This is a genomic window from Pseudophaeobacter arcticus DSM 23566, assembly GCF_000473205.1.
In the GTDB taxonomy this organism is placed as follows: domain Bacteria; phylum Pseudomonadota; class Alphaproteobacteria; order Rhodobacterales; family Rhodobacteraceae; genus Pseudophaeobacter; species Pseudophaeobacter arcticus.
The window spans coordinates 216586-228000 of record NZ_AXBF01000004.1; the positions used below are offsets into that span (position 1 = coordinate 216586).

The following is an 11415-nucleotide window of genomic DNA, read 5'->3' on the forward strand; positions in this document are numbered from 1 at the left end:
GACAGCAAGGACAGCACATGACCTCTCGACGCGGTTTTATCGCCGGCCTTTTGGCCACCAGCCTGGCCCCTGCCCCCAGCTGGGCTGACCTTGGCGGCCCGGCCTTTCTGGCGGCTGCCAAAGATCACGGCGGGCGCTACCTGCTGGCAGGCCTGTCCGACACCGGGGCGATCCGCTTTACCTGTCCGCTGCCGGGGCGCGGCCATGCCGCCGCTGCCCACCCCCATCGCCCCGAGGCCGTTGCCTTTGCCCGCCGTCCCGGTCGCTTTGCCGACGTCATAGACTGCCGGGATGGGACACATCTTGCCCGTCTGGAGCCTCCACAGGGGCATCACTTTTATGGCCATGGCTTGTTCTCCCGGGATGGCAGCCGCCTGTTCACCACCGAAAACGACTATGAGACTGGCCGTGGCGTGATCGGCCTTTGGGAGGTCACACAGGCCTATCGCCGCATTGGCAGCTTTGGCTCCGGCGGGATTGGCCCCCATGACATGCTGCTGCGCCACAGCCCGCGCGGTGACCAGCTGGCCATTGCCAACGGCGGGATTGAAACCCACCCCGACAGCGGCCGGGCCAAGCTGAACCTGCCGCAGATGCGCCCGAACCTCAGCCTGCTGTCCCTGGAGGGCGAGGTGCTGGACGTGATGGAACTGGATTGGGATTTGCACCTGAACTCGATCCGTCACCTTGCCCTGTCATCGCAAGGGACCCTGGGCTTTGCCATGCAATGGCAGGGGGATCCGGGTGCAGACCTGCCGCTGCTGGGGCTGTATCAGCCCGGCGCCGCACCGCAGCTATTGGCAGAGGGCGACCCCCGGCTGCGCAATATGCGCGGCTATGGCGGCTCGGTCGCCTTTGCCGCCGACGACCAATCCATCGCGGTTTCCTCTCCCAGGGGCGGGATGGTGCAGGTGCTGGACACCAGCAATGGTGAAATCATCCGCGAACATGCGCTGCAGGACGTCTGCGGCCTGGCCACCGCCAGCAATGGGCTGATCGCCAGCACCGGGCTGGGCCAGATTTTGGCTCTGACAGGGGGCGCAGCAAAACCGCTGGGGCGTCACGATCTGGCCTGGGACAACCACCTTATCCGTCTGGCCTGACTGGCGCCAACTGCCCCAAAGGGGGGAAACCCCCGTGCAGGTTTTCGATATTATACTTACCGCAAGTAAAACGAAAACAAATGGTGACAAAACTCGTATGATCCGATAGGCATTCCCACAAAAGGGAAAGCCCATGGATGCCACGACTCGCCACGACAAGATCCTGAACTTGCTGCACAGCCAGGAGCGCGTAGAGGTAGAGGACCTCGCGGCGCGCTTTGGGGTATCCCTGCAGACGGTGCGCACCGACCTGCGGGATCTGTCTGCGCGCGGGGTGTTGTCGCGGGTGCATGGCGGCGCAGTGCGGATCAGCTCTGCCGCCAATCGCGCCTATGCCGACCGACGCAAGCAGAACGCCACGGCCAAACAGACCATGGCAGCCCTGCTGGCCGAATTCATCCCCGACAACTGCTCGCTGGCGATCAATATCGGCACCTCGACCGAACAGGCCGCGCGCGCCCTGGAAAACCATCGCGGGCTTACCATACTTTCCAATAATATCAATATTATCAACCTGATGATGGGTGGAGAGGCAAAGGAGCTGATCCTGGTTGGCGGCACCGTCCGGCAAAGCGACGGGGCAATCATTGGCGAAGATGCGGTTGAATTCATCTCTCGTTACAAGGTGGATTATGCCATCATCGGCGCCTCGGCGCTGGATGAGGACGGCGCCGTGCTGGACCACGATGCCCGCGAAGTCTCTGTTGCCCGCGCCATCCTTAAAAACGCACGGAGCAAAATCCTGCTCTGTGACAGCAGCAAGTTTGCCCGCTCCGCCCCGGTGCGGATCTGCGGCCTGCCGGATCTGGATGTGGTTATCACCGATCAACGGCCCCCCACCCCCTTCTGCGAGGCCGCCCATGCGGCAGGCACCCGCATCCTGTGCACAGATTCGGACGGGATCAAAAACGAAAGCAGCGAAAATGACCGAGCCCAAAATGACTGAGCCCAAAATCACCGATCTCTTTATCATTGGCGGCGGCATCAATGGCTGCGGTATCGCCCGTGACGCCGCCGGGCGCGGCCTGTCGGTCACCCTGGCCGAGATGAACGACCTGGCCTCGGCGACCTCTTCCGCCTCGACCAAGCTGTTTCACGGCGGCCTGCGATACCTGGAGTATTTTGAATTCCGGCTGGTGCGCGAGGCCCTGATCGAACGTGAAGTGCTGCTAAAGGCAATGCCGCATATTTCCTGGCCGATGCGCTTTGTGCTGCCCTTCCACAAGGATATGCGGTTTGACAACGACACGCCGACGTCAAAACTGCTGACCACCTTTATGCCCTGGATGAAGGGGCGGCGCCCGGCCTGGCTGATCCGTCTGGGGCTGTTTTTATACGATTCCCTTGGCAAGCGTGGCATCCTGCCGGGCACCAGCACGGTGGATCTGACCACCGATGTGGCGGGCCGCCCGTTGAAGTCGAAATTCAAAAAGGCCTTTGAATATTCCGATTGCTGGGTCGAAGACGCCCGGCTGGTGGTGCTCAACGCCCGCGACGCGCAGGCCCGTGGGGCCAATATCATGACCCGCACCGAGGTCCTGGGCGCAGAACGCCGCGCCGATCACTGGGTCATCACCGTCAAGGATCACGCCAGCGGCGAAACCACCGAACATCACGCCAAGATGCTGGTCAATGCAGGCGGGCCATGGGTGGCGGATCTGCTGCGTCGGACCCTGGGGCAAAACAGCCGCGAGACGGTCCGTCTGGTGCGTGGCAGCCATATCGTGGTGCCAAAACTGTTTGACCACGGGCGCTGCTATTTCTTTCAGGGCACCGATGGCCGGATTATCTTTGCCATCCCCTATGAAGAAGACTTCACCCTGATCGGCACCACCGATGCCGACCATCCGGACCCACAGACCGCGCCGGAATGCACGCCGCAAGAGCGGGATTACCTGATTGATTTTGCGTCACAATACTTTGAAAAACCACTAAGCCGCGATGATGTGGTCTGGACCTACTCGGGGGTGCGGCCGCTGTATGATGACGGGGCCAGCTCAGCCACGGCGGCGACGCGCGAATATGTGCTGACGCTGGATCAGGCGCAGGCGCCGCTGCTCAATGTCTTTGGCGGCAAGATCACCACCTACCGCAAACTGGCCGAGGCCGCCCTGGCCAAGATTGGCGAGGCCCTGCCGGGGCTCCCTGGCAACTGGACCGTCGGTGTGGCGATGCCTGGTGGCGATTTTCCGGTCGCGGATGTGGCCAGGCTGACGGCCAAACTGGCCAGCGATTATCCCTTCCTGTCCGCCTATGCCAGCCGACGGCTGATGCGCGCCTATGGGCTGGAGGCCTGGGAGGTTCTGGGGGATGCCAAAACCGCGCAGGATCTGGGCCAGGATTTTGGCGCAACCATCACCGCCCAAGAGCTGGACTGGGTGATCAAAAACGAATGGGTGCGCACAGGCGAAGACTTCCTGCTGCGCCGCACCAAGCTAAACCTGCGGCTGGATGCAGATCAGCGCGCAGCGGTGGACACCTATATCCGCAACAAACTGGCCTAACCGCCGCAACCACACCAATTGACGATATCAGCCCAGAGCAGGCTCCGGGCTGATACGCGCTTAAAACTCCACGCCTTTTTGTGCCTTAACACCGGCGCGGAAGGGGTGTTTGATCTGACCCATCTCGGTGACCAGATCGGCAATCTCGATCAGCTCTTCCTTGGCGTTGCGCCCGGTCAGAACCACATGAGTCATCGGTGGTTTTTCTTCCACCAGGAACTCCAGCACCTCTTCCAGGTTCAGGTAATCATAGCGCAGGGCGATGTTGATCTCATCCAACAGCACCATGGTATTGCGCTCATCGCGGATCATCTCCTTGGCTTTTTCCCAACCCTTTTGGGCCGCAGCAATGTCGCGTTCCTTATCCTGGGTTTCCCAGGTGAAGCCCTCGCCCATGGCGTAGAATTGGCACAGATCGCTAAAGTTCTCTTCGATCAATGTGCGCTCGCCGGTCTGCCAGGCCCCCTTGATGAACTGCACCACCGCCGAGGGCATCCCATGGGCAATACAGCGCATGATCATGCCGAATCCCGAGCTGGATTTGCCCTTGCCGGGACCGGTGTGGACAATGATCAGCCCCTTTTCCCCATCCTTGGTTTTCATCATGCGATCACGCGCGGCCTTCTTCTTGGCCATCTTGGAGGCGTGACGTGCCGCTTCCTCTTCTGAAATGCCGGTTTCGGACTTCTCACTCACGGGGTTCACTCCTGCTGTTTGCCCAAGTCTTGACAAGGAAGGCCTCGATAGCGCAAGGGGTTTTCGTTGGTTCCTGCAAATTGCAGGCGAAGAGGGAATGTGACAGGCTGATACTTACTTTTGGTATCGGCTCTCAAGCACAGCCGCCCCCGCGACCGTGACCGGAGAGGTCTCTGATGCCACTGGCCCGTGCGTCTTGCACATCGTCGGGAAGGCAAGAGCACCGCAGACAGGCCCTGGCCTGTTAGAATCCGCAAGCCGGGAGACCTGCCAACGGATGAGACAACGAGCGGACGGGGTGTGTCGCGACTGGTTGTGGGAGTGCGCCCTCTGCCCTCTCTCTGCTGGCCCGGCCCCGTTCCTCACACATAAAGGAAACGCGCGCTGATGGCAGAAGATATGGCACTCCCCGCCACTGAAGATACCGCAGAGGTCACTTTGACAATCTGCACTACCTGCAAACGCGACGGCGTCGACCCCGAGGCCACCCGCCCCGGCGCGCTGCTGATGGCAGCCCTGACGGACGCCAGCCTGCCTGCCGGTGTCACGGTGCGCGGTGTGGAATGTCTTTCGGCCTGCAAACGCGGCTGTGCCATGGTATTGACCGGCGGAGAGGCCCGCTGGAGCTATATCTATGGCGATCTTGACCCTGAGGCCCATGTTGACGACATTCTGGCTGGCGCCGCCGCCTATGCCGCCACAGCGGATGGCCTGGTGCCCTGGCGTGAACGCCCACAGGTGTTCCGCAAACAATCCATCGCCCGTATCCCCCCGATCACCCTGCCTTCCAAGGACTAAATCCCCATGAGCGACCTCAACAAGATCCCCGTCACCATTATCACAGGCTTTTTGGGCGCGGGGAAAACCACCCTGATCCGCCACCTGATGCAAAACCCCCAGGGCAAACGCCTGGCGGTTCTGGTCAATGAATTTGGCACCGCTGGTGTTGATGGCGACATCCTGAAGTCCTGCGCCGATGAAAACTGCCCGGAAAACAACATCGTCGAGCTGGCCAATGGCTGCATCTGCTGCACCGTGGCGGATGATTTCATCCCCACCATCGAGGCCCTGATGGCGCTGCCGGAACAGCCCGAACATATCCTGATCGAAACCTCTGGCCTGGCGCTGCCCAAGCCCCTGCTCAAGGCCTTTGACTGGCCTGCGATCCGCTCGCGCATCACTGTGGATGGCGTCATTGCCCTGGCCGATGCCGAAGCCGTGGCCGCCGGGCAGTTTGCCCCCGATCTTGCCGCGGTTGAGGCCCAACGCGCAGCCGATGACAGTCTCGATCACGAAACGCCGCTCTCCGAGGTGTTTGAGGATCAGATCTCCTGCGCCGACATCGTGTTGCTGTCCAAGGCCGATCTGGCAGGCCAGGCCGGCCTGGAGGCTGCCCGCAAGGTGATCGAGGCCGAAGCGCCGCGTCCGCTGCCAATCCTGCCGATGAGCGAAGGCGTGATTGATCCGCGTATCATCCTGGGTCTGAATGCCGCCGCCGAAGACGACCTGGAGGGCCGCCCCAGCCATCACGATGGGCACCACGATCACGAACACGACGATTTTGAGAGCATTGTTGTCGAAATGGGCGAAGTCGCCGATCCGGAAGCGCTGCAAGATGCTATCGTGAAACTTGCCCGCACACGTAATATACTGCGCGTCAAAGGCTATGTCGCGGTGGAGGGAAAACCCATGCGCATGTTGGTTCAGGCCGTGGGCGAGCGCCTGCGGGCCCAGTACGACAAGCCCTGGGGCGACGCACCACGTCGTACCCAGCTGGTGGTGATTGCAGAACACGACAATATCGACGGTGCCGCCATTCGCGCCGAACTGGGGGCCTGATTCCATGGCCCCGCGCTTGACCTGCCAGACACCGATGCGGAAAGGATCGCGCCCGTCCCGGGATGAGCGCACTCACGCCCGCCTTCGGGGTGGGTCAGGTGTGATCCCGGGCGCAATCCGGGGCGCAATCCGGGGTCTGCAATCCGGCCTTCAGTTTTCTCCAAGCGCGCGAGGCAATATCTGATGCATGTCGTCTTTCGCGAAAGCCACGGGTTGGACCAGACCGATACCCCCCAGGATCTGGGGCAGACCCCTGCGGACCTCGTGGTGCTGTCGTTCTCTGACAGTGACCTTGGCGCTTTTGCGGCAGGCTGGCATCGCGCAGATGGAAACCTGCCCAGCCTCCGGCTGGCCAATTTGGTTGCGCTGAAACATCCCCTGTCGGTGGATACCTATGCAGAACAGACGCTGGAGGGCACCAAGGGCATTCTGGTGCGGCTTATCGGTGGCGAAAGCTATTGGCCCTATGGTCTGGCCACCCTGCAGGATCTGGCCCGCCGCAAAGGCATCGCCCTTGCCCTGCTGCCCGCGGATGGCCGCGAAGACCCCCGGCTTGATGAACTCTCAACTCTGCCGATCTCAACCCTGCGCCGCCTGCAGGCGCTCTGTGATGCGGGCGGGGCTGTGGCGGCTCAGGCGGCGCTGGCCCAGCTGTCTTTGGCTGCGGGGCTTTATGCCGGGCCCGTCTTGGGCCTCAAGACCACGCCTGAACATGGGTTCTATGACCCCGACAGGGGCGTCATCCCCTGCCCAGCCGCGACCCCGGACCCAGATCCGGACCCAGTCCAGGGCGACAAACCCCTGGTTTTGATCAGTTTTTATCGCTCCTATCTGACAGCGGCTGATACTGCCCCGGTGGACGCACTGATTGCCGAACTGCGGGCCCGTGGCTATGCCGCCTATGGTCTTTTTGCCGCCAGTCTCAAATCCGCGCAGACCGCCGCCTGGCTGCGCGACGCGCTTCCCGCTTTGGCCCCTGCCGCCATCATCAACGCCACCGCCTTTTCCGCCCAGGGCAGCGATGGCAGCGCCTCGCCGCTCAACACCAGCGGCTGCCCGGTGTTTCAGGTGGCGCTCTCAACCGCCCGCAAGAAGGACTGGTCAGAGGCCGCCCGGGGCCTGTCGCCTGCCGATCTGGCCATGCATGTGGTGCTGCCCGAAGTGGACGGCCGCATCCTCGCTGGGGTGATCAGTTTCAAATCTCCGGGCAAACAAGACCCGGCGCTGCAATACTCGCGGTTTGCCCATCGCCCTCAACCCGATCGCATTACCGCCGTCGTTGACCGGGTGGAGGGCTGGCTGCGCCTCGCCACCCTGCCCAATGCGCAAAAACGTCCCTGCCTGATCCTGTCGACCTACCCCGGCAAGGCCCATAACCTGGCCCATGCCGTGGGGCTGGACGCCCTGGCCTCCTGCTCCGAAATCCTTACCGAGCTCGCCACCCAGGGCTATGACATCACGCAACAGACTGATCTGGGTCGTGATCTGGGCCAGCGCCTGGGCACGGAAACCCTCAGCTATTCCCTTGCGGAGTATGTGGCGGCTTTGGAAACCCTCCCTGAAGCGCTGCGCGAAACCCTAACGGCAGCCTGGGGGGGGCCTGAGGACGACCCGGACTGTCGCGACGGCGCATTCCATTTCAAGGCGATCAAGGCCGGGAAAGCACTGATTGCGCTGCAGCCTGAACGCGGCGAGGTACAGGCCCGCGTCGAGGATTACCACGATCTGGAGCGCACGCCGCGCCATGCCTATGTCGCCTTCTATCTCTGGCTGCGCCAGCGCAGCGATGCGCTGGTCCATATCGGCGCCCATGGCACGCTGGAATGGCTGCCCGGCAAAGCCGTGGCGCTGTCCAACAGCTGCTGGCCCGAGGCCCTGACCGGCGCTTTGCCGGTGGTGTATCCCTTTATCGTCAATGACCCCGGTGAGGCGGCTCAGGCCAAACGCCGCATTGGCGCCGTGACCCTTGGCCACCTGCCGCCGCCCCTGGCGCAGAGCAATCTGCCTGCGGGCATGGCCCGGCTGGAAAGCCTGCTGGATGAATATTCCACCGCCGATGGGCTGGACCCGGCGCGGCGTGACCGGTTGCTGGAAAACATCCGCGCCGAGGCCCAGGGCACCGGTGTCGAGGCTGACCTGGGTCTCACGCCTGACTGTTCCGCCGCCGAGGCGATCACCCGGATTGATGCCTTTGTCTGCGACATCAAGGAAAGCCAGTATGGCGAGGGGCTGCATATCTTTGGCATGGGCGAGTGTGGTGCCGAAGAACGCGCCGGGCTTGTCGCCGCGCTGGCGGGCAGGATGGTGCCCCCCGGCCCGTCTGGCTCGCCGTTTCGCGGGCGGTCCGATGTCCTGCCCACCGGGCGCAACCTCTTTACCACCGACCCACGCTCGGTGCCGTCCCGGGCGGCGCATGCGCAGGGGGTCAAGCTGGCGGAAGAGCTGCTGCGCCGCCATCTTCAGGACCACGGCGACTGGCCGCAGGGGCTGGTGATTGACCTCTGGGGCTCTGCCACCATGCGCACCGCCGGGGAAGAATTTGCCATGGCACTGCATCTGGCAGGTCTGGCGCCGCAATGGGACAAAGATTCCGAGCGGGTCTCGGGGTTCGAAGTGCTGCCGCTGTCAATGCTGGGACGCCCGCGTATCGACGTGACCCTGCGGGTCTCGGGGCTGTTCCGCGATGTCTTCCCCGGTCTGGCGCAGATGTTCGAAGCCGCCGCTGCCGCCCTGGCCGCGCGCGAAGAAAGCAAGACAGACAATCCCTATCTGTCACAATCCCCGCGAGTCTTTGGACCAAAACCCGGTCAATACGGCCTCTCCATGGGTCCTCATATCGACAGCTACAGCGAGTCTTCGCGGGCAGCGGCGGGCGAGGCCTGGCTCAGCGCCTCCTCCCATGCCATCGACGCCAAGGGCGACATTTCCGAGGCCCGCTCGGCACTGGAAGAGCGCCTGAAAACCGCCGACAGCTTTGTGCATCTGCAGGACCTGCCCGAGACCGATCTGCTGGTGGCCTCGGACTATGCCGCCCATGAAGCGGGCTTTGCGGCGGCCATGGCGCGGCTTGGTTCACCGGCTCCGGCGCTGTACCACATGGATGCAACCCGGCCCGATCGTCCCCAGGCGCGCTCTCTGGGGGAAGAGATCGCCCGGGTGACCCGCGCCCGCGCCAGCAACCCGGATTGGGCCAGTTCCATGATGCGCCATGGCTTTCGCGGCGGCGCCGAAATTGCCGCCACATTGGATCACATGGCCGCCTTTGCCCATCTGGCACAGGTGGTGCCCGCCCATCTGTTTGATCTCTATTTTGAGGCCACCCTGGGCCGCGCCGATCTGGTGGCCTTCATGCAGGCGGAAAACCCGGCGGCGCTGCAGGCTATGCGCGACCGCTTTCGCGCCCTGGCCGAGGCCGGGCTCTGGACCACCCGGCGCAATTCGATCATCGCCAATCTGGAGGGCGCCGCATGAACACTCAGACCTCTCAGCCCATTCCAAAAGTCTATGGCTGGTGCCCGGGCGCCCTGCGTCCGATGATGTCGGGCGACGGGCTGGTTGTGCGTATTCGCACCCCCCTGGGCCGGTTGAGCCAAAAGCAGGCAAAGGCTATTGCCGCTTTGTCGCAACATCATGGCAATGGGTTGATTGACCTCTCGGCGCGGGCAAACCTGCAGTTGCGCGGTATTTCAAGCCAAAGCCATGCTGCGGTAATCGCGGGCCTTCAGGACCTTGGGCTTCTGGATCAGGACGCGGCAACGGAAAGCCGACGCAATATTCTGCTGACCCCCTTTTGGCAGCCCGGCGATGCCAGCCACAGCATCGCCCGCAGTCTTGAACGCGCATTGAACGCGGCAGAGGATCTGGTGCTGCCAGGCAAATTTGGCTTTGTGGTTGATGCGGGGGCGCAGCCCCACCTGCAAAACTGCGCCGCAGATATCCGGATCGAGCGCTGCGGCGACACGATCCTCCTTGTCGCTGATGGGGCACAGACCGGCTGCCCGGTGACTGTCGAGACCGCAGCCGAAGCAGCCCTTGATCTGGCCCGCTGGTTCCTGGATCACGGCGGCGCGGCGCAGGGCCGTGGCAGGATGCAAGCCCTGACTGCGCGCCGCGCAGCCCCCCTGTCACATTCCTCTCCGCGCAGCTCCAGCGCCCCCCAGCCATCCCCGGGCATGACAGCCTCTGGCCAGCTTGTGGCCCTGGAATTTGGCCAGATCACGGCAGAGGCCTTTGCCACATTGGCCGACAATGGCCCCCTGCGTCTGACCCCCTGGCGGATGATCCTGGTCGAAGATGCGCAGGAGCTTGCCACAGTGCCCGGTGTGATCCTGGACGCAGCTGATCCCCGCCTGCAGGTGCGTGTTTGCACCGGAGCGCCCGGTTGCCTGCAGGCGCGCGCGGCCACCCGCGATCTGGCCCGCGATCTGGCGCCCCGTGTCCCAAAGGGCCAGATCCTGCACATCTCCGGCTGCGCCAAGGGCTGCGCCCATCCCGGCCCCGCCGCCCTGACGCTCACCGCCACGGCAACCGATACCTTCGATCTGATTCACCATGGCAAGGCCAGTGATCAGCCATCCATAGAAACCCTAAGTGCCAGTGCCCTTCGCGCTGCGCCAGACATTCTGACAGAGGGCAGCTGACATGCTCCACACCTATGAGACCAACGGCGCTGCAATCTACGCTGAAAGCTTTGCCACCATCCGCGCCGAGGCTGACCTCGCCCGCTTCAACAAGGATGAGGAAAGCGTCGCTGTGCGCATGATCCACGCCGCTGGCATGGTTGGTCTGGAAGACCACATCCGCTTTTCTCCCGGCATGGCCGAAACCGCCCGTGCCGCCCTGGCCGCCGGTGCGCCGATCCTCTGCGATGCGCATATGGTCAGCGAGGGCATCACCCGCCCGCGCCTTGCCGCCAACAACGAAGTCATCTGCACCCTGCGCGACCCCAAGGTGCCTGAGATGGCCAAGGAAATGGGCAATACCCGCTCCGCCGCCGCGCTGGAGCTCTGGCGCCCCAAGCTCGACGGCGCGGTTGTGGCCATCGGCAATGCCCCGACGGCGCTGTTTCACCTGTTGAACATGCTCAAAGATCCCGCCTGCCCACGCCCCGCCGCCATCATCGGCTGCCCGGTAGGCTTTGTCGGCGCCATGGAATCCAAAGAGGCCCTGATGCAGGATCTGCCGGTGCCCGCGATGATCGTCAAAGGTCGCCTGGGTGGTTCAGCCATCACCGTGGCTGCGGTCAACGCGCTAGCCAGTTGGAAAGAGTGACC

Annotated in this window: 9 protein-coding genes and 1 riboswitch; of the genes, 8 read left to right on the top strand and 1 reads right to left on the bottom strand. The window is 63.3% G+C overall.

Annotation, left to right across the window (positions count from 1 at the left end; genetic code table 11):
• Positions 1-17 precede the first annotated feature (17 nt).
• The 3 genes from ARCT_RS0101055 (at position 18) to glpD (ending at position 3607) form a co-directional block, all read left to right on the top strand.
• Entirely contained in the window at positions 18-1103 is a 1086-nt protein-coding gene (locus tag ARCT_RS0101055; protein ID WP_027238444.1) for a DUF1513 domain-containing protein, read from the top strand.
• 133 nt (positions 1104-1236) lie between these two features.
• Complete coding sequence (locus ARCT_RS0101060; protein ID WP_027238445.1) at positions 1237-2049, top strand: DeoR/GlpR family DNA-binding transcription regulator; 813 nt, start codon at positions 1237-1239, stop codon at positions 2047-2049.
• Positions 2042-3607: a glycerol-3-phosphate dehydrogenase gene (gene glpD / locus ARCT_RS0101065; protein ID WP_036783879.1), complete on the top strand. Its 1566-nt coding sequence runs from the start codon at positions 2042-2044 to the stop codon at positions 3605-3607. Before ARCT_RS0101060 ends, glpD begins: the two co-directional genes overlap by 8 nt.
• 60 nt (positions 3608-3667) lie before the next feature.
• Here glpD and cobO read toward each other — a convergent pair whose 3' ends face one another.
• Positions 3668-4303 carry a cob(I)yrinic acid a,c-diamide adenosyltransferase gene (cobO, locus tag ARCT_RS0101070; RefSeq protein ID WP_027238447.1) on the bottom strand — a complete coding sequence of 212 codons (636 nt, stop codon included), beginning with the start codon at positions 4301-4303 and terminating at the stop codon, positions 3668-3670.
• A 50-nt stretch (positions 4304-4353) separates the two neighbouring features.
• A riboswitch (cobalamin riboswitch) is annotated at positions 4354-4592 on the top strand.
• A 98-nt stretch (positions 4593-4690) separates the two neighbouring features.
• Between cobO and ARCT_RS0101075 the strand changes: the two genes are divergently transcribed.
• From ARCT_RS0101075 to ARCT_RS0101095, 5 genes are all read left to right on the top strand, one after another.
• Positions 4691-5101, top strand: a complete 411-nt coding sequence (locus ARCT_RS0101075) for a DUF1636 family protein (RefSeq protein WP_036783813.1) — start codon at positions 4691-4693, stop codon at positions 5099-5101.
• Positions 5102-5107: 6 nt separating this feature from the next.
• Complete coding sequence (cobW, locus tag ARCT_RS0101080) at positions 5108-6142, top strand: cobalamin biosynthesis protein CobW (protein WP_027238449.1); 1035 nt, start codon at positions 5108-5110, stop codon at positions 6140-6142.
• A 183-nt stretch (positions 6143-6325) separates the two neighbouring features.
• Positions 6326-9613 carry a cobaltochelatase subunit CobN gene (cobN, locus tag ARCT_RS0101085; RefSeq protein ID WP_027238450.1) on the top strand — a complete coding sequence of 1096 codons (3288 nt, stop codon included), beginning with the start codon at positions 6326-6328 and terminating at the stop codon, positions 9611-9613.
• Positions 9610-10782 (top strand): precorrin-3B synthase, encoded by a 1173-nt coding sequence (gene cobG / locus ARCT_RS0101090; protein ID WP_027238451.1) that lies wholly within the window; start codon positions 9610-9612, stop codon positions 10780-10782. Before cobN ends, cobG begins: the two co-directional genes overlap by 4 nt.
• A 1-nt stretch (position 10783) precedes the next feature.
• A complete protein-coding gene (locus ARCT_RS0101095) occupies positions 10784-11413 on the top strand; it encodes a precorrin-8X methylmutase (protein ID WP_027238452.1) in 630 nt (209 codons plus the stop codon).
• Positions 11414-11415: the final 2 nt, after the last annotated feature.